The 24,597-nt window shown below is 68.2% G+C and carries 34 protein-coding genes; 23 read left to right on the plus strand and 11 right to left on the minus strand.

Features of this window, described 5'->3' with window-relative positions:
• The first annotated feature begins 6 nt into the window (after nt 1–6).
• The 5 genes from ACZ7OI_RS37450 (at nt 7) to ACZ7OI_RS37470 (ending at nt 2,774) form a co-directional block, all read left to right on the plus strand.
• A complete protein-coding gene (locus tag ACZ7OI_RS37450; protein ID WP_470268838.1) occupies nt 7–357 on the plus strand; it encodes a hypothetical protein in 351 nt (116 codons plus the stop codon).
• The gene (locus ACZ7OI_RS37455; protein WP_470268839.1) at nt 354–1,019 is read left to right on the plus strand and encodes a hypothetical protein; all 666 of its coding nucleotides are present in this window, start codon (nt 354–356) and stop codon (nt 1,017–1,019) included. The genes ACZ7OI_RS37450 and ACZ7OI_RS37455 overlap by 4 nt, the downstream gene beginning before the upstream one ends.
• Complete coding sequence (locus ACZ7OI_RS37460) at nt 1,016–1,603, plus strand: hypothetical protein (protein ID WP_470268840.1); 588 nt, start codon at nt 1,016–1,018, stop codon at nt 1,601–1,603. Before ACZ7OI_RS37455 ends, ACZ7OI_RS37460 begins: the two co-directional genes overlap by 4 nt.
• 247 nt (nt 1,604–1,850) lie before the next feature.
• Entirely contained in the window at nt 1,851–2,351 is a 501-nt protein-coding gene (locus ACZ7OI_RS37465; protein ID WP_470268841.1) for a hypothetical protein, read from the plus strand.
• Between the two features lie 15 nt (nt 2,352–2,366).
• Entirely contained in the window at nt 2,367–2,774 is a 408-nt protein-coding gene (locus tag ACZ7OI_RS37470) for a hypothetical protein (RefSeq protein ID WP_470268842.1), read from the plus strand.
• 83 nt (nt 2,775–2,857) lie between these two features.
• Here ACZ7OI_RS37470 and ACZ7OI_RS37475 read toward each other — a convergent pair whose 3' ends face one another.
• Together ACZ7OI_RS37475 and ACZ7OI_RS37480 are read right to left on the minus strand one after the other, a co-directional pair.
• On the minus strand, nt 2,858–3,079 hold the full coding sequence (locus tag ACZ7OI_RS37475) for a DUF397 domain-containing protein (protein ID WP_470268844.1): 222 nt from the start codon (nt 3,077–3,079) through the stop codon (nt 2,858–2,860).
• Nucleotides 3,076–3,954, minus strand: a complete 879-nt coding sequence (locus ACZ7OI_RS37480; RefSeq protein WP_470268845.1) for a Scr1 family TA system antitoxin-like transcriptional regulator — start codon at nt 3,952–3,954, stop codon at nt 3,076–3,078. The genes ACZ7OI_RS37475 and ACZ7OI_RS37480 overlap by 4 nt, the downstream gene beginning before the upstream one ends.
• Nucleotides 3,955–4,319: 365 nt before the next feature.
• On the opposite strand from ACZ7OI_RS37480, the gene ACZ7OI_RS37485 reads away from it, so the two are divergent.
• The 14 genes from ACZ7OI_RS37485 (at nt 4,320) to ACZ7OI_RS37550 (ending at nt 10,880) form a co-directional block, all read left to right on the plus strand.
• Complete coding sequence (locus ACZ7OI_RS37485) at nt 4,320–4,550, plus strand: hypothetical protein (RefSeq protein ID WP_470268846.1); 231 nt, start codon at nt 4,320–4,322, stop codon at nt 4,548–4,550.
• A complete protein-coding gene (locus ACZ7OI_RS37490) occupies nt 4,547–4,879 on the plus strand; it encodes a hypothetical protein (protein WP_470268847.1) in 333 nt (110 codons plus the stop codon). The genes ACZ7OI_RS37485 and ACZ7OI_RS37490 overlap by 4 nt, the downstream gene beginning before the upstream one ends.
• Complete coding sequence (locus ACZ7OI_RS37495) at nt 4,880–5,140, plus strand: hypothetical protein (RefSeq protein ID WP_470268848.1); 261 nt, start codon at nt 4,880–4,882, stop codon at nt 5,138–5,140.
• Between the two features lie 425 nt (nt 5,141–5,565).
• Nucleotides 5,566–5,835, plus strand: a complete 270-nt coding sequence (locus ACZ7OI_RS37500) for a hypothetical protein (protein WP_470268849.1) — start codon at nt 5,566–5,568, stop codon at nt 5,833–5,835.
• Between the two features lie 139 nt (nt 5,836–5,974).
• A complete protein-coding gene (locus ACZ7OI_RS37505; protein ID WP_470268850.1) occupies nt 5,975–6,256 on the plus strand; it encodes a hypothetical protein in 282 nt (93 codons plus the stop codon).
• Nucleotides 6,257–6,427 (plus strand): hypothetical protein, encoded by a 171-nt coding sequence (locus ACZ7OI_RS37510; protein ID WP_470268851.1) that lies wholly within the window; start codon nt 6,257–6,259, stop codon nt 6,425–6,427.
• On the plus strand, nt 6,424–6,918 hold the full coding sequence (locus ACZ7OI_RS37515; protein WP_470268852.1) for a hypothetical protein: 495 nt from the start codon (nt 6,424–6,426) through the stop codon (nt 6,916–6,918). Before ACZ7OI_RS37510 ends, ACZ7OI_RS37515 begins: the two co-directional genes overlap by 4 nt.
• A gap of 2 nt (nt 6,919–6,920) precedes the next feature.
• Nucleotides 6,921–7,184 carry a hypothetical protein gene (locus tag ACZ7OI_RS37520; protein ID WP_470268853.1) on the plus strand — a complete coding sequence of 88 codons (264 nt, stop codon included), beginning with the start codon at nt 6,921–6,923 and terminating at the stop codon, nt 7,182–7,184.
• Between the two features lie 68 nt (nt 7,185–7,252).
• Nucleotides 7,253–7,474, plus strand: coding sequence for a hypothetical protein (locus ACZ7OI_RS37525; RefSeq protein ID WP_470268854.1), 222 nt, complete (start codon nt 7,253–7,255; stop codon nt 7,472–7,474).
• On the plus strand, nt 7,471–7,950 hold the full coding sequence (locus tag ACZ7OI_RS37530) for a hypothetical protein (protein ID WP_470268855.1): 480 nt from the start codon (nt 7,471–7,473) through the stop codon (nt 7,948–7,950). The genes ACZ7OI_RS37525 and ACZ7OI_RS37530 overlap by 4 nt, the downstream gene beginning before the upstream one ends.
• 87 nt (nt 7,951–8,037) lie before the next feature.
• The gene (locus tag ACZ7OI_RS37535) at nt 8,038–8,427 is read left to right on the plus strand and encodes a hypothetical protein (RefSeq protein ID WP_470268856.1); all 390 of its coding nucleotides are present in this window, start codon (nt 8,038–8,040) and stop codon (nt 8,425–8,427) included.
• Nucleotides 8,424–8,930, plus strand: coding sequence for a hypothetical protein (locus tag ACZ7OI_RS37540; protein WP_470268857.1), 507 nt, complete (start codon nt 8,424–8,426; stop codon nt 8,928–8,930). Before ACZ7OI_RS37535 ends, ACZ7OI_RS37540 begins: the two co-directional genes overlap by 4 nt.
• Before the next feature lie 13 nt (nt 8,931–8,943).
• Nucleotides 8,944–9,285 (plus strand): integration host factor, actinobacterial type, encoded by a 342-nt coding sequence (gene mihF, locus ACZ7OI_RS37545; RefSeq protein ID WP_470268858.1) that lies wholly within the window; start codon nt 8,944–8,946, stop codon nt 9,283–9,285.
• Nucleotides 9,286–9,611: 326 nt separating this feature from the next.
• Nucleotides 9,612–10,880: a hypothetical protein gene (locus ACZ7OI_RS37550; RefSeq protein ID WP_470268859.1), complete on the plus strand. Its 1,269-nt coding sequence runs from the start codon at nt 9,612–9,614 to the stop codon at nt 10,878–10,880.
• Nucleotides 10,881–10,975: 95 nt separating this feature from the next.
• Here ACZ7OI_RS37550 and ACZ7OI_RS37555 read toward each other — a convergent pair whose 3' ends face one another.
• Complete coding sequence (locus ACZ7OI_RS37555) at nt 10,976–11,317, minus strand: hypothetical protein (RefSeq protein WP_470268860.1); 342 nt, start codon at nt 11,315–11,317, stop codon at nt 10,976–10,978.
• Between the two features lie 135 nt (nt 11,318–11,452).
• The gene (locus ACZ7OI_RS37560; RefSeq protein ID WP_470268862.1) at nt 11,453–11,641 is read right to left on the minus strand and encodes a hypothetical protein; all 189 of its coding nucleotides are present in this window, start codon (nt 11,639–11,641) and stop codon (nt 11,453–11,455) included.
• A 360-nt stretch (nt 11,642–12,001) separates the two neighbouring features.
• On the opposite strand from ACZ7OI_RS37560, the gene ACZ7OI_RS37565 reads away from it, so the two are divergent.
• The 3 genes from ACZ7OI_RS37565 to ACZ7OI_RS37575 are packed head-to-tail and all read left to right on the plus strand — an operon-like array spanning nt 12,002 to nt 12,925.
• Nucleotides 12,002–12,349: a hypothetical protein gene (locus tag ACZ7OI_RS37565; protein ID WP_470268863.1), complete on the plus strand. Its 348-nt coding sequence runs from the start codon at nt 12,002–12,004 to the stop codon at nt 12,347–12,349.
• Between the two features lie 41 nt (nt 12,350–12,390).
• The gene (locus ACZ7OI_RS37570) at nt 12,391–12,726 is read left to right on the plus strand and encodes a hypothetical protein (RefSeq protein ID WP_470268864.1); all 336 of its coding nucleotides are present in this window, start codon (nt 12,391–12,393) and stop codon (nt 12,724–12,726) included.
• Nucleotides 12,727–12,757: 31 nt separating this feature from the next.
• Complete coding sequence (locus tag ACZ7OI_RS37575; protein WP_470268865.1) at nt 12,758–12,925, plus strand: hypothetical protein; 168 nt, start codon at nt 12,758–12,760, stop codon at nt 12,923–12,925.
• Nucleotides 12,926–12,987: 62 nt separating this feature from the next.
• Here the strand turns inward: ACZ7OI_RS37575 and ACZ7OI_RS37580 are convergent, their stop codons facing one another.
• The 5 genes from ACZ7OI_RS37580 to ACZ7OI_RS37600 all read right to left on the minus strand — a co-directional run bounded on the left by ACZ7OI_RS37580 (nt 12,988) and on the right by ACZ7OI_RS37600 (nt 20,562).
• Nucleotides 12,988–13,347: a hypothetical protein gene (locus ACZ7OI_RS37580; protein WP_470268866.1), complete on the minus strand. Its 360-nt coding sequence runs from the start codon at nt 13,345–13,347 to the stop codon at nt 12,988–12,990.
• A 472-nt stretch (nt 13,348–13,819) separates the two neighbouring features.
• Complete coding sequence (locus ACZ7OI_RS37585; RefSeq protein WP_470268867.1) at nt 13,820–16,240, minus strand: hypothetical protein; 2,421 nt, start codon at nt 16,238–16,240, stop codon at nt 13,820–13,822.
• 70 nt (nt 16,241–16,310) lie between these two features.
• Nucleotides 16,311–17,726: a hypothetical protein gene (locus tag ACZ7OI_RS37590; protein WP_470268868.1), complete on the minus strand. Its 1,416-nt coding sequence runs from the start codon at nt 17,724–17,726 to the stop codon at nt 16,311–16,313.
• A 419-nt stretch (nt 17,727–18,145) separates the two neighbouring features.
• Entirely contained in the window at nt 18,146–20,104 is a 1,959-nt protein-coding gene (locus tag ACZ7OI_RS37595) for a hypothetical protein (protein ID WP_470268869.1), read from the minus strand.
• Nucleotides 20,105–20,133: 29 nt separating this feature from the next.
• Nucleotides 20,134–20,562: a hypothetical protein gene (locus ACZ7OI_RS37600; RefSeq protein WP_470268870.1), complete on the minus strand. Its 429-nt coding sequence runs from the start codon at nt 20,560–20,562 to the stop codon at nt 20,134–20,136.
• A 114-nt stretch (nt 20,563–20,676) separates the two neighbouring features.
• On the opposite strand from ACZ7OI_RS37600, the gene ACZ7OI_RS37605 reads away from it, so the two are divergent.
• Nucleotides 20,677–20,961, plus strand: a complete 285-nt coding sequence (locus tag ACZ7OI_RS37605; RefSeq protein WP_470268871.1) for a hypothetical protein — start codon at nt 20,677–20,679, stop codon at nt 20,959–20,961.
• A gap of 490 nt (nt 20,962–21,451) precedes the next feature.
• On the opposite strand, the gene ACZ7OI_RS37610 is transcribed toward ACZ7OI_RS37605, so the two are convergent.
• Both ACZ7OI_RS37610 and ACZ7OI_RS37615 read right to left on the minus strand, forming a co-directional pair.
• Nucleotides 21,452–22,570, minus strand: coding sequence for a ParA family protein (locus tag ACZ7OI_RS37610; protein ID WP_470268872.1), 1,119 nt, complete (start codon nt 22,568–22,570; stop codon nt 21,452–21,454).
• 55 nt (nt 22,571–22,625) lie between these two features.
• The gene (locus ACZ7OI_RS37615) at nt 22,626–24,131 is read right to left on the minus strand and encodes a ParB/RepB/Spo0J family partition protein (protein ID WP_470268873.1); all 1,506 of its coding nucleotides are present in this window, start codon (nt 24,129–24,131) and stop codon (nt 22,626–22,628) included.
• Between the last annotated feature and the right edge of the window lie 466 nt (nt 24,132–24,597).

Here is a 24,597-nt window from a genome sequence, read left to right on the forward strand (position 1 = left end):
ACAAGCATGAGCATCGAGTTCGCACTGCTGCACGAGAACGGGACGCTGGAGTTCGTCACCGCCGACGGAGACCTGTGCGACCGCATCTACGGGCTGGTGCCCGACGCCACCCCGCGCGAGATCGGGCGGGTCACGATGTGGGACGCCGACGAGTACCTGCCGACCATGGGCTACAACCGGCTCACCGAAGCCGTCATCGGCCGGGGCATCGGCTACCGGCCCGGTCACCCCTGGGCCGGTCCGTGCGCGGTGACGATGCCCGAGGACCGAGAGACCGGCAAGATACCGACGCTCACGGCGGAGATGCGCGAACAGATCGCCCGCTGGGCCGAGCCGGTCACCGGCGGCCGCGCATGAGCGACGACCAACCCGCCGACGAGCCCCGGGGCGAGGACGAGTTCGCGCTCCTCACGTCCGGAGCGACTTCCCCGGACGACGAGGTTCTGCGGCTGCCGGTCGAGGACGGCGTGCTGACCCGGGTCCCCTGCCACAACCCGCACCGCGGCGCGAGGAACTGGGCCGCGACGCTCATCAGCTTCAACCCGGACGGACCCGGCGGCACCAGTCGCGCGTACTGGAAGCACGCGACGGGCAAAGACCGCTACTACGTGGTCCCGGGCCAGGCGAGGCCCGGGACGCCGCTCGAGTTCGCCGCCGACCAGATGATGGACAAAAAGAACCGGCGGAAGCACCGGTGGTTCGGCTACGTCGTCGAGCGCACCGACACGACCCTGGCGGTCAAGGCCTGCGAAACCGGCGCGGCCGCGATCGTCCAGGGAGAGGCGTGGGCGTCCGTCTTCCCGGTCGCCGAGCGGGACAAGGTCGACGACGTGCTCGACGAGGCCCTGGAACAGCTCAACGCGGTGCCGATGCCGCCCGACCAGCGCTGGTACCTCGTCCGCGGGCGGCTGGGCGGACCCAGTCGGCAGGCCGGGCGGATCGAGACCGTCACGTTCCGGCTCCTCACCGACAAGGCCGCCAAGAGGCTCAAGCAGCCCAGGAACGGGGTCTGGAAGTGAACGAGGACGACAGGCTCGACGCGCTGGAAAACGAGATCGAGTCGGCGTATCTGCGGCATGCGAAACGCCAGTTCGCGAAGACGCTGTTCATAGCGGCGATCGCGCTGGTGGCGCTCGCGACGCGGCCGTTCGGGGTGATCGCGCTCTGGCACGTAGCGATCTGGGCGGTGCCGTTGGTGGCGTTGCTGCTCGTGCTCGACGCCGTCCGGCTGACGCGGACGGTGCTGCGGGTCGTCCGGCAGTGGAGCCGGAACGCGGCCGCCGAGAAGACGATGACCGCGGGCCAGCGGCAGACGAAGCAGTTCGAGGAGATACGCGAGATGCGCGACGGCCTCGGATCCTGGCCGCGGGCGTTCCGGCGCGCGCTCTTCTGGCTCGCCCAGGCCATGTCCCTGGCGTACGTGGTGTGCGTGACGGTCGTGGTGAACGACTGGTGGGGGAACGTGCCCGCCGCCGTAGTCGGGATCGGGTGCGTGGCGTTGACCGTCGCGCAGCCGTTCGTCGTTCACCGGACAGCGAGGAACCTCGGCGACACCATGCTGTTCCTCGACCCGAGCGCCCCGAAGAACACGCCCGAAATCTAGCCGGACGCCCGCACCGGCCCCAGGGCTGGTGCGGGCGTCCCGCTCTCCGCGGGGCGGCCGATCGAGACCGACCGGCTGTACGCGGTGCTGGACGAGTCGGAGGCGGCGGCCTGACACCCGACGACCGCCACACCGGGATCCGGCTCCCGCCCCCGCTTTGCCCGCTAGCCGCCTCGTGTACGGGGTCCGACCGAACCCGGACCCTCGTCCACGTTTCATCGTTCGACTCACCGAGACAGGAGCACGAATGCAGGACACCGCCGGGAAGAACCGGCTCGACAAGCTGGACGATCGATGCCGCAAGAAGGTGACCGAGGAGCTGGCGCGCTCGGTTCGCGGGTTCGACGCCGCCGTCGACTACTGGCAAAGCGTGGGCGACCAGATGCACGCGATCGCCGAATGCGGACTGACAACTCACTGGCCCGACGATTTCCACCGCGAGGCCCCGGACGGCTGGGTGGTGCCCGGCGACCTGAACGCCTGGTTCAACGTCGAGACCGGATCGAAGATTGACGCCGTGAAGATCGGGCCGATGCAACGGATCGAGATGCACGACTGGCTCACCCGCGCCGGGAACCTGTCGTACGTGTACGCGGGGATGCTCCGGTCCCGCCGCGCGACTCTCGTCGGAAGAGTTCGGACCGGGTTGGAAAGTCCTGATCGGACTGCCTTAACAGCCGAAAGGCGGGCTTCTCCCGAGTTGTCCTCCGTTCGCGCAGGCCAATGCGGGCGGGGGACGCCTCGTTAATGCGACACTGGGGACATGTCATCCGCCGCCGTCGCCCTTGCACCCGCCGCCGCGGCCGTTCGCGCCCGGCCGATGAAGCTGCCCGCGGTGCGTTGCATGGCGATCTCGGCCCTGGACCGGTTCTTCGACCGGACCGTAGAGGTGACCGGCCCGCGTCTGGCGGGCCAGGTGCGATGGCTGGAAGAGCGGATCCCCCGGATAGCGGACGCCAACCTGCGACGAGACCTGGCGGTCGAGGAGCTGCGGCTGCGGACTTTCCGGGCGCATTGGCCGCATTCGCCGAACACAAGCGATTCGCGGTATCTAGCGTACGCGGACGACCTCACGGTCATGCTGCGTGACGATCTACCCCGACTGCGTCGAGCCCTGACGGCCGGAACGGCAAGTGCGAAAACGGCACGTCGCCAGGGCGACGCGGATTGAGAAAAGGCGAGGACCCGGACGGTAGTCTCGTCCGGGTCCTCGCTTATGTGATGTTACTGCGGGTCAGCCAGCTTGCGTCTTCGTCAGGCCAGTTCGCCGCTGGACAGCGCCGCCAGGAAACGGGCGTTCGCGGCCCTGCTGACCAACAAAATCGGTCGCTCGTCCGCAGGCATCTGTCGCTGCTTCGTGTCGCGGTAGCCGATCACGTCGCCGGCTGATCCAACGTCCACGCAGCCTTCGTTGGGCTGTGACCGATTCGCCTTGCGCCAGTTGCTGATGGCGAGGTGGTAGGGCTGGCTTTTCATTGTGTTCGCATCTCCTCCGCGAGTTCGGACATGATCCTCCGCGATTCTTGCTCGCTCTCCGCGATCTCGTGCAGCTGGCCTAGCGAACGACCGGCGTTTTCGAGCGCGTCCGGGGTGGCGTAGTAGTGCGCCGAGTGGAACGTGGGCGCGAATGTCGTCCGCCAGTTGCCAGGCAACGTCATCAGAGTCACCGGGTGGTACGCGGGGATGTCCTCGTACTCGACCTCATCGGAGATCACGCGGACCTGGATATGAGGATGCGCCTCAGTGATCGCGACGAGCCGTTCGAGTTGCTCGGCTCGAACCTCCCGACCGCCAGGACCGCGCTTCAGCGTGTCCACTTCGACGAACATGCGCATCGACACGGGTTTAAGCGCGAGGCCTCCGGAGGTCACTGTCTCGGTCCGGTAGAGCACCTGCTGCCGGTCTAGCCGTTGTTTGGTCTCGGAAGCCGCGTCATAGCCCGGCGTTCGCGTTGCGTGCGCCGTGAGAAGGGCTCTGATCGTCCGTTCAGTCTGCAACAGACCGTTGACTACGCGCGGGTCAAACGTCTCGATCGTTTCTGCTAGGAATTCCAGTCCGTACAGCAGTTCGATGCCGCTGGCGGTGCCCACGGACACCGCGCCACGCCGCGTTGACTTCTTTTGCGCGGCGACGTCACGGACCTCCCGCAGAAGCGGGAAGTGCTCCGACTGGCCGAGAAGCTGAAGCCACAGTTCAAGGTGAGCCTGACCGGGGATGGTGTAGCCGTTCTCAATCCCAGCGATCGTGGGCTGGGTCAGCCCGACCCTCTTGGCGACGTCGGCCTGCGTGTAGGGCACCAACGTGTCATTCGGCCCTGGCTTCCGGGACATCTCGCGGTAGCGGATCAGCACGAACCTCAGCAGCTCAGCGGCTGAGTCCGGACCGAAAGTGACTTGCACAGGTCTGATCTCCTCATCCTCTTCCCCCTCGTGTTCGGTGTCGACACTGCCAGTACGGCGGCGCACGGGCCCAATTCATCCGTTCGGTCCACTGGCGACCAATCACCCCGCCGTCTAATATATTGGTCTATCCGGGACATCGGTATAGCCCGGTAGTGGTCAGGAGTCGCACCGTCCAGTCCCCGACATGGACGGGCCGCACTCCAGGCCCTTTGGATAGGCGGCCCCGGCCTGCCCGCCCTCTTTGTTGGCGAGCGACCGTTACCCCACCACCTCGATGGCCGGGGCCGCCCCGCCCTCTGTGAGGTGATCGGCGAATGGGTGGCGTGTTTTGGCTGTACGGCGACGCCGGCGTGGACCACGCGGTGCGGGTCGATCCGGCCACCGTCCCGGTCGGCGACGTCGTGGGGGCTCTCTGCGGCGAGACCGTGATCGCCCATCGCGACTGGCCCGGGATCCAGTGCGCCGAGTGCCGCGCCGAATACGCGCGGCAGCGCAGCGCCGAGCTGGACCAGGCGCTCGCCGCGCTGCTCGGGGAGGCCCGGTGACGACGTACCGACCCGCGGGCGTGACCGAGCCGACCGGCGGACGGCCGTGGCCGGACACCCGGATCGCGTTCGAGCTGCACGGCACCACCGTCTACGGCCGGGTCGAGCGCTACGAGTGGTGGTGGACCTCGCCGACGTTCCCCGTGCGCTACGAGTGGCGGGGCAGTCTGCTGAACACGCTGCTCACGGTTCCGGACATCGCTGAGGTGCTGGCGACGCCGCTGGACGCGGCGAAGCCCGCGGGGCCGAGCGCGCCGACCGGCACCAAGCCAGCGCAGGAGGAGGTGGCGTCGGTGACGCCGATCCGGCGGCGGGACGCGGTGGCGTGAGTGGGCGGGCCGGACGACCCGGGCGCACAGGCGGCTCCGGCGCTGTGGAACACGCTGCTGCACCGGGTCGACGCGAGCTTCCCCGCCGTGGTGATGGTCGTGGCCGGCCGAGAACGGACGTGGCGGGTCGCGGTGTGCGGGTCGGTGTGCGTGCCGTGGCCGAAGGTGCCCGCGCCGTTTTCGTGGCGGACGTGGTGCCCGGACTGCTGGGACACGTCGGCGTTCGACTGGTTCCCGGACAAGCCCATTCACCCGAATTAACCAACACATCCCACTTGTACAAGGTTGGCAATTTACATAGTATCAAAGATGCCAGCTACCTAGTATCTCTACTGAGGGGCAGCTCGGCGAAGTTGAACGATCCGGCGCGGCGGTCCACACCGAAAGCGGGTGCCGGGCGCAGCCGCCGCGCCGGATCCACAACTCCAGAAGCAAGGCCGGGCGCGGCGCGCGCCCACCCCGAGCCGGGACATCCCGCGTCCCGAGCGCAGCAGCCCCCCGGCCGTCACCGGCGGAGACCAGGCGTCCCTCCCCTCGTCTGGTCTCCGCCTCCAGCCACGGCCGGTCGACGCTTTCCCCCCTTGGCGTCACCGGCCGTCCCAGCGAGGACCGGGCCATGCAACCACTCCGCGAGGAGGGCCCGGTCCTCGCGCTGTCCGCACCATCACGCCGATCGGAAGGACGCCATGAGCACCGCCGCACTCACCACCGAGACCGCCCGCCCCGCCGCCTCGCCCGCGGGCCCGGCCGCGCCGAAACCGACGTTGTGGCTGGCGGGACTGGGTCCGCTGCCGGAGTACGGCATCCCCCTGCGCGACGACGCAGGGCGGGTGTGGGCGGAGACCTCGAACCGGCACAAGGACAGCGGTGAGGTGCTGTACAGCTTCGACGGCCGCCACTTCGAGACGCTGGCAGGACTGCACGCGCGGACAGACCTTGTCGCCGTACGGCCCTGACCGCACGGAAAACGGCTGTTCGCGCGTGCTGCCCCGTGGTCCGTCCGGGTCGCGGGGCGCTCTCGCCACAGTAACTAGGGTAAAACGTGCTATGATGAAGTTATAACCAGATGAGGCCGCAGGACCCCGGGAGGAACCGATGCGCAAGGAAAAGCTCAAGGCCCTGATCGCGGACACGATCAACCAGCGATTCACCGGCGACGACGCGGACGTGGCCGACGCGATCACCGGCGACGACGCGTTCGAGGTGTTCGCGCACCGGGTCGGCGAGCGCGCCGACACCGAGGCCGCGGTGACCGAACTGGTCGGCGAGGTGTGCGGCTACCTGGAGGAGAACAACAAGCTCGACGCGATCGTCGACGGCGCGTTCGACTCGGTCGGCGCGTGGCTGTCGACGCTGGTCGCCAACGGGGTGGTGTAGATGACCGGCCCGGACTCACCCCCGGACAACTGCTCGTGCGACTACTCCGCGAGCACCCGCCAGACGAAAGCGCATCCGTTCGGCCGGCTGGTCCGCGTGACCACCGATCCGGACTGCCCGCTGCACGGCGACGCCGACGCGCCGTTCCGATCGAACGAGAGCGCACGGTGACCGACGTGACCGACCCGAGCATGGTCGCCCCGACGCCCGGTGACGCGATCACCGGCCGCACGGAGGATGGCCGCGAACTCACCGGGCTGGTCGCCGAGGTGATCGGCCCGATCCCGGTCTCCGACGTCCCCGGCGGCGCGACGCACGACGAATACCGGTACCGGCTGACTGCGGTCGCCGGCTGGGACGCGACGGCCGAACCGATCGTGCGGTTCGCGATGTTCGCGGCGCAGTGCCGGTTCTGCGCGGAGCCGATCGATCTGTCCATGCCGATCGCGCAGTGGCTGCATCGCCTCTCCGGCCGCGATCGGTGCCCGGCCGGGACGAAGCACCCGACGAACCCCGGTTTCCCGGCGGCCGCGTCGCCCCTGCCGCGCTGTCCGCAGTGCAAGTCGCGCCAAGTCCAGTTCGTGCAGGAAGCGGACAACGCCCGCACCTGGTGCGAGGAACCCGGCTGCGAGTACGACCACCGCATCGGGTTCGGAGGCTGACCGTGGACTCCGCCCTCGAGGTCGCTCTGCTCGGGCTCGGCTGGTTCGCCGCCGTGCTCGCCGCAGTGGTCGTGTGCGTGGCGGTCGGGCTGTGGCTGCGCGGCCGCCGCGCCAACCGGCCACGGCCTGCCCGGCACCGCGCCGACAGTCCTGCCCAGATCGCGTGGCGTAACGACCTCCGCGCCGAGGCCGACCCGGAGACGACGCTGATCCTCCCGCCCGTGATCGACGACGGGCGTGAGGGCCAGCACGGCACCGGCCGATAACGTCGCGACCTGCGTCACACTTTCCCTGACCGCCCTCACCACCCCTGAGCACAGAAACGAGGAAACCGATGTCCGACGACCCCGCGAACTCCGTGGAGGCGAACGCCCTGCTGTCACTCCAGGCCCAGAAGCCCGAGACCGACGGCTACGGCGACGAAGCCCGCCGCATGTTGTCCCACAGGGGGCCCAGCGAGCTGCTTCGGCTTGCCCGCGTCGCCGACGACCTCGCCGAGGTCTGCCGGGACCTCGCCGCCAAGCGCTTCGAAGCCCGAGAAGGACGACTGTCGTGACGACGTACTCGCGGGAGAAGCCGGAACGGCAGCTCGCCGGAAGCCTGGTCGAGAACGCCATGCGCACGCTGACCGTGGACGGGTTCGACGGCGAGATGGTCCACCGGCCGGAGGACGCGGACGATCCCTGGCGGGCCAAGGTTCCCGAGCCGGTCGCCGGGATCAAGGCCGCGATGCTGCTCGCCGCGAAAGTCAAGGACGCCCGCTACGACTGCGTGAAACGCGCCCGCGCGGCCGGCGTCTCGTGGCACGACCTCGCACCGCTCCTCGGCCACCCCGACGACGCGATCGCCGCGTTCCACGCCGTCGAACCCACGCCCACGACACCCGGACACGACCGGTGCATGTACTGGGTCTGCGAGTCCTGCGGTGAACGGATCCGCGACGAGGGCCCGGAGCAAGGCGTGGAGGCCGCCGAGAAGGGGCATGGTCCGAACTGCCTTCGGCACGAACGCGACGTCCGGGGCCACAGCTGACCGTCGAGCACCGAAGAAACCCCCACCACCTCTGGGAATCGGGACATCCGATCGTCGGATGTCCGGCACGCATCACGGGAAGGAACCATGACCGAAGCAACGCTGCTTCCTGCGCGCGCGCATGTCGTCGCGCACGCGCAGGAGCCCGGGCGGCTCGGGCTGCGACTGATCCAGCTCGCCCTCGACCACGGCTGGCGCGACAAGACGGCCGGCGAACTCGCCCGGCGCGGCCGGACAGCGATCCAGGGCCGCCGGTGGACGGTGAACCCCGACCTGGACGACAAGCTGATCCGGTTCGGGGACACCGCGTTCGACTGGCTGGCGGTCACTGCCACCCCGGTCGGGTTCGAGCTGATCAACTGCATCGACAAGAAGGCCCGGAACGCTCCGGACACCGTGGTGCTCGCCCCGGAGGGGATGGCAGACCCGTGCCGCGGCGTCGTCCTGCCGTTCCCCGGCCCCGGCGCCGAGTTATGAACGACCGGACGAACCTGGTGATCGTCGGCGACGACGGGGCGAAGGTGCAGCGGCTCAAGACGGAGATCGAGCGGCACCGCGACCGCGACGGGCGCGGCACCGTCTGGCTCTACACCAGCCGTCCGGGTCTCGTGTGCTGGCCGGGCTGGAAGCCCGACCGGGTCGACACCGGCGATCCGGCCCGGTTCATCCACGCCGCCTCGCACAACGTCGCGGACCGGCGTTTCGGGGTGATCAACCCCTACCGTGTCCGGCCTTTGCTGGTCGCGGTGGACCGGCTCGACCCGGACCGGCTCCGCGAGGGCGACATCGCCGCTCTGGAGTACGTGGCCAAGGAAGGACCGAGCGTCCGGGTGACCTTGATCATGACCTGGCCCGACGTCGACGTTTCCGGCCGCGGGGTCTTCGCGCGGCTCGCCCGCAGCCTGGCGGCCGCTGACCAGCGGCAATCCGCCTGGTTCGATGTTTCCCTGCGCCCGGCCCGCTCCGACGACAACTCTTGAGGAGAAGACGACGATGGCTCTGCCCGAATTGACTCCCGAGCAGCGGGCCGCTGCGCTCGACAAGGCCCGGGAGGCGCGCACGGCGCGGGCCGCGCTGCGGGAGAACCTGCGGACCGGCAAGGTCACGTTGACCGACGCGTTCCGGATGGTCGACGAGGGCGACGACGTCGTGGCCCGGACCAAGGTGCTGGCATTGGTCCAGTCCCTGCCGGGCATCGGCGCGGTCACCGCCCGCAGGTGGCTCGACGACGCCGCGATCAACGTCAACCGCCGGATGCGGGGCGTCGGCGTTGCGCAACGCCGACGGCTGCTCCAACTTACCAACGTCACCGTGCCCACAGTGCACACCGACTGACCTGTGGCGAAACCTGATCGCCCTCGTGAAGACACGATCTTCGCGAGGGCGATCACTCATCTGGATATCGACCGTTCAGGGATACGATCACGCCAAAGGGCGCCGGAAACGGGAAAACGCGCCCGCCGGGTGGCTCCGGCAAGGCGCGTTCCTGGGGTCTTGTGACTCCCGCCCCGAACCACCTACACGCACCGACCAGGCGTGAGGCCCCAAGAGAGGGACCACCAGTAGGTGACTCGACCAGCATCGCCGTGAGGCGAGCGCTGGTTGTGGCCCCAGTATACGGGGTGCTCCGACATTTCTGGAGCATCCATAGGCCGGGGCACGTGGAGTTGCTTGCCGGGCAGTCCCGGACAAGGACGATGGTGAGCAGGACCACATCCTCCGCCAAGGGCGACGGCGCGGGCGTGGCGGACGACGAACACGTCGCACGGCCTATTCTCGACGCCGAAGACATCGGCTTCTACCACGCACGGGTCATGCAGTGGATTGCGCTGCACCCCGACATCAACCACACCGCGTTTCGCGTGTACGCGGTGATGCGCGCTTTGTACATCAAGCGGCGGAACACGCGCACCCTCAGTAAAGACCAGCTCAGGTATTTGGTGCCCGGCGTGAACGGCAAGCCGATGGGCCGGACCGCGCTCGCGGACGCGCTGAAGGTGCTCGAGAAGTTCGGGTTGATCACCAACCCGGACGGCAAGGCCCAGACCTGGCGCATCCGCGATCCCGACACCAAGAAGTTCGTGTCCGAGACGAAACACAACTGGGTGCTGGCCAGCCTGCCGATAGAGGGCGAGAAGTTCGGCGGCTGGCGCAACGTGTTCGACAAGTACGACGCGTATCAGGAGGACTGGGAGACCAACCCGCCGGTGCCGCCCGATGTTGCCCCCCGACTCGACGAGGCCTCCGAAGGCGAGGACGAGGAAGGTGAGAAGGAGACCTCCGCCGACGACGTGCCGGATGATTCGGACGACAGCCCCCGCTCGCACTCCGACGACCAGCCTTCCGGAGCCCCTGAACCCGCAGTTCAGAGCCGTTGCCGGAATTCCGGCAACGGCTCTGCCGACATCCCCGCCGACGACGAACCCGCAGGTCGGAGCCAGCGCCGGAATTCCGGCACGGCGGCCCGGAATTCCGGCAACCGATCACGGAATTCCGGCAACGGCCGCCGGAATTCCGGCAAAGCCGATCCGCTGACCAGGAAAAACCCCACCCCCAAGAACTCTCCCCAAGAACGAAAAGATCAAGAACCACAAGACCAACAAGAGGGGGGCCAGCCCCCCTCGGACCCCCTTGCGCCAGTCGCAGAAGCGACTGGAACGGACAAAGATGGGCAATCAAGTAGGACAAAGACAAAACCTAAACAAGTTACGCAAATTAGCTCACTACACGCGCACGCACGCGCACGAGCAGGCAAGGCTGCGTGCGCAGCAATAGCGGAAAACCCCGACATCACCCGCGACGAGCTGGAGCGCATCATCCACGCCAACGAGCCGAACCTCACCCAGGGCCAGGTGGTCGGCCGAGCCGCAACGCTGTGGGCATGGGAAGGGCGCATACAAGAACCGAAGAATGTCGCCGTGGGGGAATGAATGCAGAACCACGTTTCCCGCCCCTCAGGAGCCCCACAGGCGGCCGAATCCCTATTTCCGGACAGTCCCCCTTCCCGGAAACCGCAGAAGCGATCTCAGGGCCGTTTCGCAGGGGAGTTCAGCCCGGGGTCGTCGCCATCGCGTCGCGGGTACGTCTCGGCGAGGCGGCGGCCGCAGTTGGCCAGCTCCCTGAGCACCGGGTCCCCTGTGACCGCGGCCCCGACGCCCGTCCATGCGTCGACCGCCGCCACGACCCGTTCGGCGAACTCGAGGTCGGGAATCGATGCGAGCGCCGCCCCGACGTCGTCGACCAGCCCGGCCAGCTCCTCCCGGCCCGACTGGTCGGCCAGCGAGTTCAGCACGTCCGAGCGAAGGTTTACCAGCGCCTCGCCGGCCTCGGCGACCTCGTCCAGGCGCGCGCCCAGCCACCGGGACAACTCCCTCGGCCCCTGCCCTGGCGCGTCATGCTCGGCGTTCGCCCTCGCCCGCAGCGTGCGCCGCCTGGCCCACGCGTTCTGCGCGGTCAGCCCCAGCGGCCCGGTGTGCCACGCGGTCGGCCGCCCCGCCGACCGTCACCGCCCGGTGCACGTCCTCGATCGGCGCCAGCGTCTGGCGTCCCGCCGACGCGCCTCCCGCTCCGCCAGTTGCCTCCGGTGCGCCAGCAGCAGAGCCAGCGCCCGCAGCTCGTCGACCTGCACCGCCGGGTTGTCCACGTCGTCCGGGCCGCGGTAGGGCTCGCAGTGCGCAAGCACCTGGTCCACGTCCTCCACGTCTAGATGCCGCCCGTCCGTCAAGTCCTCCGCCGCCCGGTCCCCCGCTCTACCCGGTGCTGCCGGATCGAGCGGACCGCCGCCAGGGCGTCCCGCTCCGCATGCACCGGCAGGTTCGGCGGCTTCCTCGTTCGCGCCCCGAACTTGCAAAACTTTTTCACGACCAACGGTCACGCGCTTATCCGCTGGTCAAGGTCGGTCCCCGTTCAGTCCCGCGTTCAGTCCTGTTCAGTCCCAACACCAGGACAGCGCGGCGCGGCACATGTCCACTTACTGACCGCTCGGACTACGGATAACAGGGGTAAAACGCGCTAAGATGAAGAAATACCCTGCATTCGATGGAAGCGACCGATGACCTGGAAAGAAACCTCCGAGTACTGCACCTGCGAGAACCAAGAGTGCCCGAAATACCACGACGACCAGGACCCGCCCATCCACTACAAGCAGTGGTGGAACGACGACCCCGACGGCGTCATCGAGTACCCGGACATCGAAAGCGTCCTCGGCGACCTCATCGACCAGTCCGAAGGCATGAACCAGTCCGGCGACGGCGTCCCGCTGAACAGCGGCGAAGGCACCGTGGTCTTCCTCGACACCGACGCGACCTGGGACGCGCTCGCGTTCCTCCAGGCGCACAAAGCCATGGCCGACCGCTACCGCGCCCAAGGGCCCGCCGCCTTCTGGCCCGACGAGTACTGACCCCCCGCCACCTCACATCCTCAACCACGGGAAGCGAACCGATGACCTGGAAAGACGGCCCCGACTACTGCACCTGCCTCAACGAGGACTGCCCGAAGATCCACGACGACGAAGAACCGCCCGCCAAGTACAAGCAGTGGTGGAACGACGACCCCGGCAGCGTCAACGAGTACCCGGACATCGAAACCCTCCTCTGCGAGGTCATCGACATGACCGAGGACGGCGACGCCGACGAACTCCAGCCCGGCGAAGGCACCGTGGTCTTCCTCGACACCGACGCGACCTGGGACGCGCTCGCGTTCCTCCAGGCGCACAAAGCCATGGCCGACCGCTACCGCGCCCAAGGGCCCGCCGCCTTCTGGCCCGACGAGTACTGACCCCCCGCCACCTCGCGAACAGGAGAAACCCGTGGCGACCACTCCCGAGCAGTTCCGCAAAGCAGTGAACCGGGTCATCGTCGTGTCCGGCCCGGCCGTCGAGGACAGCGCCCCGCAGCGCACCGGCGACCACCCCGCCCGCGCCGTCGCCGACGAGCCCAGCCCGCAGGCCTCCGGCACCGGCGACCGGCCCGCCTGACCCCCGGCACGAAACGAGCCCCCGAGCGATGCTCGGGGGCTCGTCGCCGTTCGCGGCGAAGATCAGGGACGGCGCCCCAGGAAGAACAACCCGCCCGCCAACGCCACCGCGGCCACCGCCAGGAACAGCCCCGGCAGCAACCCGGCGAACACCAGCACCGCCAGCAGCACCGCCGTCGCCACGAGCCCCAGACCGCGGTTGACCGTGCGCACCTTGAAATCGTTCCGCAATGCCGGCGTGCGCTTTTCGTACGCACCGAGCGACGCCGTCAGCTCGTCGATTTCCCGCTGCAACGCGAAATACTCCGGCGACCGAAAAGTCACCTGCCATTTCCGGGCGTTCAGCTCCGCGAGACGCGCCTGCGCGTCCGCAGCAGGACGACCGAACCGGTCGTCCTCGTGCTTCATGCGCGACGTCGTCATGTGTCCAGGGTAGCGGCCGCCACCGACAATCGGGACCCCGCGAACCGCACTACCACGAACCGTCAGCAATTTCACCCACCGTGACCGCCGCGAGCGCGGCGGACCCGCCCGCGACGCCGACGCCGGCCGCGCGCGCCCCGGCCTGTACCGGGGTCTCCCGGCACAGGCCGGGCGGCACCCGAGCTGCCCGCGAACCCGCAGGTCAACGGATTCCGCATGTGATCTACGTTTTCCGCAGCCGTGACCCCGTTCCGGTCCGTTCCGCCCCGGTACACGCAGGTCACGACCCGTACCACCCGTGTACCGCCCCCGGTGCGCCCCCGAGGCGCCGTACCGGGGCGGAACGACCCCCGTACCGCCCTGCACCGGGGGTGCCTCGGGGGGTGTACCGGGGTCTGTACCGGGGTGCCTCGGGTACGGCGAGGGCCGCCCGGCATGTGCCGGACGGCCCTCGTGCATCGACGGACAGTGACTACTCGGCGGTGTCGTTCCCGCCGTCCCGGTTGCCCTCCGGCGGCAGCTCCTCGCTGCGGCTGGCGGCCACGCCCGCGTCCCGCAGCCGCTCCATCAGATAGCCGCGGACCTTCGTGCCGTCCACCCGTCGCTGCGTCGACTTGAGGTTCTTCACCGCGCTCGACAACGCCGTCCCGAGCGCTGCCGCGTCCATTCCCACGGCCTTCCCCAATTCGGCGGAAGAAATGAACTCGCGCGGGTCGGAAATGAATTCCCGCAGCAGCGTGGCGAGCGGTTCCGGCACCGGTTGGTCGCCCATCGCCGCGTTCACCAGCTCCTGCTCGTTGGCCAACTCGGCGGCGATCACCGCGAACGCGTCGTCGAACTCGGCCTGCTTCCGGCCGCCGTTGTCCGGGCCGGGATGCGCGGGCTCTCCCGTCTGCTCGGCACTGCTGTCGCCGCTGCTGTCACCGGTCCCGGCAGCCGGGGCCGCGCCCTCGCCGCCGCTGTCGTCGCCGAGGTCCACTCCGCGTTCCCGCAGGGCGTTCCGCATCGTCTCCGCGAGGTCCGGGACCGGTCCGAACATGCCCCCGCCTGACGAGGACGACGGCCTGGTGGTCTCGTGCTGGGTCACGACGGACCCTCCTTCCTGCTCCGGACCGCCTCCGGCGGCCGGTTCGTGGTAGTCGCCGCGGGCAACCGCCGCGCCGACCAGTTGCTCGTCACGGGCTGCCTGATGACGGCGTCGCTGGTCGAACACTTCCCAGGCCCGCTCCGGGTACCAGCGCTGCGCGTAGTCCTTGCCCAGGCCCTTCTCGGTCGCCTCGTCCAGCTTGGACAGCAGCCCGGCGTCGTACCGGGCCATCGCGACCCGGTAGATCACCTCGTCGTCGTACAGGCCGAACGCCTTGGCGAGCAGCGCCGGATCGGCCTTCTCCATGTTCGTCTTCACGTACATGGCGTGGTGTTCGAGCTTGGACGTGTCGATGCCCATGCCGCTGCCGATGGTCTCCCGGCCGTCGTACTCGGTCATCGTCTTCAAGCAGATCCGCGCCGTGGTGTTCCGGGCGATCATCGGCCCGTCCGCACCCGCGATCGTGTACAGCGCACCCTGGTTCAGCTCCCACAGGTACACGTGCTCCGACCTGCCCAAACGCTTGATTTCTCGGACCAGCTGCGTCGCGGTCAGGTGCTCGCCGGTGTGGCACTTGATCTTGTCCGACGATCGGTACGCGCTCGCGGCCTCCTCCAAGAACCCGACGATCGCCGGCCGGTCCTTGGACAGGATCAGCTTGCCGCCCTTGTGCGGCAGCTTCGACCGGACATCGATCGCCCGGTACATCGCGGCCAGCATCCGCAGCACTTCCTCCTGCCGCTGCCCGGCCACCCAGTCGAACACCGGGTACTCCATCGACCCGTCGTACCAGGGAGCCATCCACGGATCGATGAGCTGCCACAGCTTGTCGGCCGCCGCCACCCAGATCACCGCGTCGATGCACTTGAGCAGCTTCGCGATGATGCAGTTCAGCACCACGCTCTTGCCCGAACCGGTGGCGCCGACGATCGCGCCGTGCGCCCCGGACATCGACAACAGCAGGTCCATGGCGTTCTCGAACAGCCCGATCAGCAGCGGTTGCAGGATGCTCGCGGGCTCGTTGTCGTCGTCCTCCCACGGCAACTCGTCCTCGATCACGTTCCGCAGACGGATCGTCAGCCGCACCGCGGCCGCGTCGTCGGGGATCTCCGACACCGTGACCGCACCCGGCCTGATCTTCACGCCCTGGCGGCTTTTGAGCACGTGAGAAGCCTGGAGCGTCAGCTTCGCCTCCGCGCCCTTCACGTCCCGGAACGCCACCGACCCGTCCTGCGGCAGCGTCAGGTCCAGCTCGACCAGGCCCGCCCGGTTCTGCCGCGGCGGCTTCGCGATCGTCAGTTTGCCCAGGCCGGAGCGTTGCAGGATCAGCGTCCAGTCGTCCGCGTCCTCGAGGTTCTTCTGCGCTTCCCGCGCAGCGGCCTTGACCTGGTTCTCGGCGGCGATCTGCCTGGCCTTCTTGCGGCGCAGCAGTCCGTACGGCCACCCGAGCACCAGGATGCCCAGCACCAGCCACCAGAACCCGGACGCGACCAGCGCCTTCGGCGGCGTCGTGAAATGGGAGTACAGCAGCCATGACCCGGCCGCCGCGCCGACCACGGCCGCGTAGAACGTCGAGGGCCCGTGGGCCGCCCGCCACGCGTAGGTGGCGAGCGGCACCACCACCGCCGTCGCAACGGCGGTGGTGATCACCCACGTCAGGTCCACTCCGGCGGTGTGCAGCACGCACGCCGCCGCGTACACCCAGAGCCCGAGCTGCACCGGAGTGGTGAAACTGCTCTGCCGGTGCGGGGTGGTGGCCAGCCTGTCCATCACCCCCTTCGGCGCGTTCGCCGGTTTCTCTCGCACGATCGGTTTCCTCTCACTCGACACGGACAGGGATGAGGTGGTGGGGTAAAACCGCAGGTCAACAGGAGTTTCAGCCGCGGTTCAGGTTGCGCTCGACGTCCAGGTCGGCCTCGCCCGGACGCGGTGTACGGATGCGGCGCAGCTCGACCTCGTGCGCGGACTCGACGACGCCCTGGGCCTCGTGAATGCCCTCCTTGAGGTTGTCGAAGTGCTTCGACAGCTCCGACACGACCACGGAGAACGCGGCCACGTACGGCTTCTTGTCCGGTCCCAGGTCCTCGCCCATCGTGCGGAACCCGCTGCCGAACCGGGCGAAGATCTCCTGCAGTTCCCTGAACCCGTCCTCGATGTCCATCCACGAGTTCGGCCGGAATCGGGCCAGGTCATTCTGGATCCCGGCGTCCATGTTCTCGAAAAACCTCATCGGTGCTCCACTCCTCCGGGCCGGTGCTCCCGACGGCGACCTTCCGTCGCCGACAGGGCTGCGACCAGTGCCTTTCTTCTCCGCCGATGGCTTCACGGCGGGTTTGTCCGCTGGCGGCGCGTCCGCCGGCGTTTCCGCGGTCTCGATCTCGGGCTCGACGGCCGCTTTGCGGCGCTTCGACCGCCCGAACAGCCGCCCGATCCAGGCGAACAGGCCCGCGAACAGCGCGGGAAGCGCCGCCAGCAGCCACAGGAACCAGGCGGCGAGGTTGCCGAGCAGCCCGCCGCCCCACTTCCGTGCCAGCGACAGTGCCCGGCCGGTTCGCGACTTCTTCCCGGCCAGCCGCGTCGCGTGTGCCGTGGCCGCCTTGCGTTTCCGCTCGGCGGCGCTGGCCTTGCGGGTCGCCTTGGCAGGCGACGTGCTCCGGCCCCGGCCAGCGCCGGAGCCCCGGCCGCCAGCGCCGCGACCGCGCGGCTTCGTCCCGGCTCCCCGGCCTTTCGCCTTGGAGCCCTTGCCGTTGCCGGTCAGCGACCACCGGCTGCCCCGGCCGGGACCGCCCTTGCCAGCGGGTTTGCCCTTCTTGGCCAGCGCCGTCGCCAGGCTGCCCGCCTTCTTGGCCTGCTTCCCGGCACCCGCGACCGGGCGACCCTTGGGCTTGGCCGACAGGCCACGACCGGCAGCGGCGGCCTTCTTGCGTCCCGGCAGGCCCGTCGACGGCCGCGTTGCACGCCCGCGACCTGCGCCTTTGCTCGCACTGCTGCGGCCCCGGGAACGTCCGATGCCGCCGCTGCGGCTGCCGGTCGACACGCCGCCGCGTCCGCGGCTGCGGCGTCCGCCACCGGCTCCGCCCGTGACCGCCGACCGCGTCCTGGCCGCCGCGCGATTGCGCGAGATCCGGTTCGCGACCACCGCGCCGCCCGTGGTCACGGCCGCCGCACCGGCGGCGACGGCCAGGCCGACCGGCCCGGTGGCGCTGGTCAGCGCGGCCGTGCCGACCGTGGCGGCCGCGCCCATGCCGGACGCCATGACCGTGAGGTTCGTCGGGCCGTCCGTGTCGTTCACCGGCTGCGGTGCCGGAGAGCGCCGTGACCTGCGCGGACCTGGTGCCGGAGCAGCTGCAGGGCCAGGGGCGGAGGGTGGTGATTCGGTTGCTTTCTCCTCTGTCTCACTCATGGTTGATCGCTTCTCTCTCGGTGGTGGGGTGTGGTCCGGTACCCCGGCCCGAAGCCGGAGGCGTGATCACTCGTCCGAGTATCGCCCCCGGCTCCCGGCCTAGCTATCGGAACGTTGCGTTCCCGACCGCGAAATGGGCGGGCTGCGTATTTGCGCTAACAATTGGTCCCTATTCACAATGCGCTCCCTCCGCTATTCCGACCGTTTTCTCCGGTTGGCATGACGCGGATTCGGGCGGCGGCCCTCTCGCCGATGACGCTGTGACTCGCGGCCGGGCAGCCTCTACCCGCGGACGTGGTCGGCGCGAGTCACCCCGCCGAACGTCCGTCCGTTCGCGGGGACTCCCCGCCGTTCGCCAGCTCGACCTCCGGCCTCGGGTGCTTGCCCTTGAGGCACTCGCCCCAGACCCGGCGGACCGTTCCCTCGCTCATCCGGAGATCGCGGGCGACCTGCGCTCGCGGGCACGCCTTCGCGTCCCTGACGTTCACGCCCTGGTCGATGAGACGCCAGTAGTGGTGAACGATCAGGTCCTTCGGCTTGAGCGACCCGGTGCCGGTCGTGCCGAGCGAACGGTCTGGTGAACGCTCCGATGAACGGCCTTCCGAACGGTCTGGTGAACGCTCCGATGAACGGCCTTCCGAACGGTCGGACCGTTCGGAGTCGTCCTCACCCGCCTGCGGCTGCTGAACGGTCGCCGCGTCGGCTGGCTGAACGCCGCCGTCGATGGGACCGTTCACCTGCCTCGGCTCAGACCGTTCGCTGTGTTCGCCGCTGGTCGGAGCCGATGAACGGTCTGCTGAACGGTCCCCGTCTGCCGGGGCTTCACCGATGTTGGCGGGCGGCGCGAACGGCGCCTGAACGCCGTCCTGAACGGTTTCGCCAGACTGTTCGCCCGGCTCCTGACCGTCCGTGTTGAGGTGTTGAGCCAGACCGTTCAGCTCCGCCAGGAATCGGTCGTCGTCACCCAGCGCGGCGAGGAACGAACGCTCGTCGAACGGTCCGCCGAACGCTGCGCGGTCGCCCTCCGGGTCGGCCTGAACGGTCGACCGTTCGCCCGAACGGTCCGCCGAACGGTGAACGCCCGGACCGTTCGCCGGGTCGTCGCCCGGCTCCGCGACGGGGTCCTCCGGGTCGCGCAGAGCGGTCATCACCCTGCCCCGGCCTTCGTCGACTACGCCGGCCAGCGGGGTGTCGGGACGGTGCGACGCGACGGGGCCAGGGACCGGAGCGGGCCAGTGCACGCCCATTCCCTGAATCGGTTCGTCGTCCTTTTTCCGGCGGAACAACCCGGCGACGAATTGTCGGAACGTGCGACGCGGCGGCGCGATATTTTTCGCGACGCGTTCGCGGATTCCCAGAACGCGGGCCCGCAGCCGTTCGTGGTGTTCCATGGTCTCGACACGCCACGCGGCACCGACCTGGCCGTGACCGGCCGTGACGTTGGCCGGGTCAGACCAGACACGAAGGAACCGCACCGACTTGATCGGGTGGAACAGCACGCCGAGCACGGCGTGCCGCAGCACCGCCACCAGCACGCCGAGCACGAACCGCAGCGCGCAGACCAGGCCGTTCGCCGTCTCGCCCAGCGCGTGCCGGACTGTGGCACCGGACTTGAGCTGCCGGAGGAACTGCACGTAGAGGTGCACGAGCCACGGGCCGAGGATCGATAGCCCGCCGAACGCCAGGCCGATCGTCGCGTCGTCGGCGAGCTTGCCGACATGCCAGCCGTTGATCACGGCCACCGTGCACGCGATGTACAGCATCGACCGGTGCCACCGACTGTAGTTCAGTCCGCACATGACCAGCATCAGCGTCATCAGCGTGAGCAGCCACGCCCCCGACTCCAGCGCGATCGGCGCGAACTGCGGGATGGACAGCCGGACGTCGACGACCGGCAGCGTCACCGTTTGGGCGGACGCGGGCAGGTAGGCCGTGAAGAACCCGATCTGCATCCCGACCGCGACGGCGGCCATCGTCAGCGTCCCGGCCAGCACCAGCACCGAGATCACGGCGGCGCCGAACCATTTCGCGGCCGACCAGCGCTCTTCGTCCTCCCCGGCGGGCTTCTCCGACTCGGCCGGGCGGCGCGAGTCGTCGAAGATCGCGGCGTCCCGGCGGACATCCAGCAGCGCCCGCTCGGCCATGGCCAGCTCGGCGACCGCCCGCGCTTTCGCCGCCGTGCGGCGGGACAGCCAGGTGGTCACCGCCCGGTGTTTCGTCGGAGGCCCGGCCTGCGGCTCGACCCCGATGGTTGGTGATGTCGACACGGCTCGTGGTTCCTTCCCGGTCCGCCCGCTCAGGCGGCGGCGTGCTTGCGGTCCTCGTCAATCGCGCCCATGAGCATCGCGGTCGCGCCCACGAGCGTCACCACGACGGCCACCGGCAGTATCGCCCTGTTGAGCCAATCGCCCTGGTGCAGGGCCAACGCCACGCCGAGCAGTGCGGCGAACGGCCAGCACCGGCTCGGCCGCGCCAGCCCCGGACGCCGCCGGAACACGACGCCCACGCGCGGCGTCACGACGAACCCTGCCGCGACGAACACGCCCGCCGTCAGCCACCACGGCTGCCACGGCAGCAGTTCGCTGGCCCAGGTGCCGGCCGCGGACGCGGCGACGAACACCCACAACGCGGGGATCAGCGTGCTGAACCAGATCGGCACCGAATCGGGTATCGGATCTCGCGACGCGCGAGCGGCAGCGTCGCGTGAGGTGGTGGGGGTCTTCACTGCCATCTCTCCTTCCAATGTCATGCGATCGGGACGTTCGCCCAGGTCGCCGGGTTACGGATCAGTGACGCGCCGATACTAGCCCAAAGCGCAAAAATGTGCAAAAATATTTGCATGGCATTGGTGCTGGCCGAGTGGGCAAGACAGCAGGGAATCCCGTCCTGGCGCGCGTACCGCGCCTTTCGCAGGGGCGACCTGCGCGACGCCTCCGGACGGCCCGTCCACGCCGAGAAATCCCCCGGCGGCAGCATCTACGTCCACGACCAGGCACCGTTGCCCACCTGGCTCGACCAAATCACGGCCGAACAGCTCGTCGACAAGCTCGCCGCCGCCGGCTACGTGGTGCTCACCGCTGGCCAAGCCGCCCGGCTGGGCATCACCGGGCAGGAAGACACCTAACCGGCTAGTTGGTACAGCGCCCCCGGCTCGGCTGGTCCTGCAGCTGGCTGGCGGGCTCGGCGACCAGATACCAGCGGCGCGACTGATGGTCCAACGTTCCCCCCCCGGCCGAGCGCGAGCTGGCCCGCGCGCAGGTCACCGCCCCTGAGGCCGAGGCGTGGTCGCGCTCCCGGGACCACGCCTCCCCTGCCGCGTGAACGCGCGTCGACAGACGATCGGACGGGAACCGCTGACGGTGGTCGCCATTGGCGCGACCTGCCCGAGTTATGCTGCGGTCGACCGGGGGTGCAGGAAAGCGATGCCCAGGCAGTTGCACCGCAGGCCCGGGGAGAGCTGAGGAGTTGCACCGACCCGACGAGTCGCGCCGACGGCGATTCGTCGTGACGTCCAGTCCGGGTGAGCTGGCCTGCGAATCTCTGCGATTTACGAGTCTCGCTCCGATTCGGATCAGCCGGGTGTGGTGTTTCCATCGGAAACACCACACCGAGATTCACTTCTTCGGTACGGCGAGATCGAACAACCCGTTCTCAAAAGCCCACGCAAGGGCATGCCGGTAGTCGTCGGTGACGTCAGCGTTAGGAACCCACATGGGCAGCGGCTCTCGGTAGTAGTACGCCTCGCCGATCGTCACCGCATCCCGGATCCAGGCATCCGGGACCAGCGGCCCGTGCCGCTCGTAGAGCCGATCAATCATCTTCTGGCCGATCTTGCCTCGCTGCGGCCCCTGTTTGATGCGGCACGGCAGGATCATCGCCAGCTCAAGCTTCTTATTGTACTTCTTCATGCTTTCGATCGACGCGATCAGCTGGTCGAGGTCCGGCCCGGTGGTCTTGTCCCCTGCTTCGACGCAGTTGAAGAGTTTGCCCACCCGGTACGCGACCGAGATCATCGCGATCGACTTGGTGCCGTGCAGGTCGTAGATGCGGAAGTGTGGGGCCGTATTGATCTCGTCCATCTTGTTGCTGAGGATCAGCCCTGACATCGGATCTCGCTCGATCTGGGACTGATCGTCGTAGAACTGGGCCCACTCCCCTGAGCCGTACGACACACCGTTGGGGTAGATGTGGATGCGTTTGAGCCACTCGATTGTCGTGACGTCGTTCGGGTCTTCGACCTTGACTCCGTATCCGTCGACGCCGCTCTCGTTGTAGGCGCAACGGCGGATGTCGTTCATGGAGACGACCCGCTTCTGCCGCTTAGTGCCCGGCGGCACCTTCTCGCCGGGGATGTAGACGGGGCGTTCGGTCAGAACATCGCCGATGACGAGAGGCGGGATGTTACCCGTTTCGTAGTCGATCTGGCTGGGCTTGAACAGGCCGGGGTCGGTTTTCTCGTGTTTCGGGTCGGCGGTGCCGATACCGAAGTGTTTCGAGAGGTTGCCCTGGCCGTCCATGTCCACGAGTTCGACGTTGAAGCCCAACTGAGCGAGCATGGATCCGAAGGCCGCGCTGGTCGTGGTTTTGCCGGCTGATCCTGCTTCGCCTGCCGACGCGATCTCGCGGACCTCGGTGGGTTCGTAGCGTTGAAGGAACTGGTCTCGTGCGGCGAGCAGTCGTTCCATGGCCGAGACAGAGGTCAAGGTCGTTCCCTCAGGTTCGTTGATGGTCATGATCTCCTCGGGATGGGAGGGCTGTTTCCGACGGAAACAGCCAGCAGACCTCGGCTCAGGCCATCTTGGCGGTCTCGTACTCGCTGAGCTCGTGATAGCCCATGCTGGCGAGGCGCGTGACGTACTTGACGACCACAGGTGGCCAAGGCGACGTGGCGTACTTTGCTTTCGAGGCTTCGTGCTCGCATGACGCGAGAGTCGCCGCGAGAGCAATCCGCTGGGCATCGTTTCGGCTGGACGGCGCCTCGATGACAGATGCGTCGAGGCCAGTCCATTCGGCGATCTCTGCCGTCATGAGCCTGGCATCGGGAAGACCGCGGTGAAGCAGTGCGACAACGCTGTCCGAGAGCTGGTCGAGCAGGTTATTGCGGTTCTTCTCCTTGACCCGGCCGAACTCCTCGATAATGCGGCGGCACGCCAAGCTGCGGCTGCGTGCTGCCGCAGCATGCTCGGCAACCGCAGGTTCAGCGGCTTCATCGCTACTCGCATCCGTCGCTTTCTGCCTGGACGGAGAGATTGTCGGCGAAGAGGCTTCGACCGGTGCCGCCGTCGAAGCGACTACCTCCTCCTCGGAAGTTGCGGGGTCCGAGTCCGGGGCAGGGTACTCCGTACGAGGAGCGGCTGCGTAGTAAACCAGCGCGTCCTGCTCAATCGCTGCCCCAACGATCTTTCCGGACTCGAGTGCGCTTTCGACGTCGTCATCGGCCACGCGATGCGCAGCGGCCGCGCCGCCGAAGTTCGTGGACGGATCGATCAGCGGCACCCCCTCGGCCTCGGCCTTTTGGCGGAGCTGAGCATCGAGCTGCGCCGCTTGGCGCTCGCGGACCTGCCGCTCGACTGCGGCCTGAAGAGCATCCGACCGACGTTTGGCGAGGTCCTTCTCCGAGATCCCGTCCGGAGCTTGCGTCTGGACTTCCACCACCGTCTGAAGGGCAGCGTCTTGCCTCTGGGGCTCATCAGCGAGCTTCGTCAGAAGGTCCAACGCTGCGTCGATACTGATCATCTCGGCATTGAGCAGATCTTCGCCCAGGCTGGTTAGTTCGGTGAGCTTGATCCGTTTGCTGATCTGTCCCCGAGACTTGCCCCCGGTCGAGTCAAGGATTTCCTGAAGACTCATCTTCTCGACCTCCCGGAGTAGCCGGTAGCCGCGGCCTTCCTCGATCGGTTTCAGCGGTGTTCGCCCCGTGTTCTCGGCGAGCATGATCTGCAGAAGCGCCTTGGCTGTGGCCCACTCGTCTCGGATGACGGCGGGGATTGTTGTGAGCCCGGCGAAATGACTAGCGCGCGACCGGCGGTGGCCCATCACGTACACGTAGGTACCCGGATCAGTCTTCTTGTCCAGGTGGGGGGAGTTCGCGATCAAGGTTGAACGGCGGATGACGATCGCAGGACTGAAGACTCCGAACTCCCTGATACTCGGCAGGATGTCCTCGTACGCCGATTCTGGGGCTTCCTGCCGGTCCTTCGGGTTGAAGGGGCTGGGAACGATGTCCTCGAGAGGAATGTCCTCGATCGTGAACCGTTCGGGATGCTCCTTGATCTCATCCTCCAGCTTCTGCAACTCGTGGAGCCGGAGTGACTGCTCGAGTGCCGACTCGCGAGCTGCCGGCACCTGTGTCACGGGTGCCGGGGGAGGAGTGATCGCCGGAACAGCAGGAGCTGCGGCACTTGAGCGCCGGCTTTGAGCATTACGTGGCATATGCAGTGGTCCCTAGGTAAAGGCGAGCGAAGACCGACCCCTGTGAGTCGAAAAGGAAGGTCAAGTTGTCATGTCATCGCACTGACCTCCCCGGCCGTGATCCGGGCATAACCGGCTGGGCCGACGCTGACGCAGTTGGGTGCGGTACGCGCGAGAGCCTAGTAGCTGGGTGCGTCGGCGGGAACTGGTGGTGCGGCGTGGCGGGTGTTTCCGTCGGAAACACCGGAGGCTGGTAGCTGGGTGCGTCGGCGGGAACTGGTGGTGCGGCGTGGCGGGTGTTTCCGTCGGAAACACCGGAGGCTGGTAGCTGGGTGCGTCGGCGGGAACT

It is taken from the genome of Amycolatopsis sp. NPDC114503 (genome assembly GCF_055633655.1).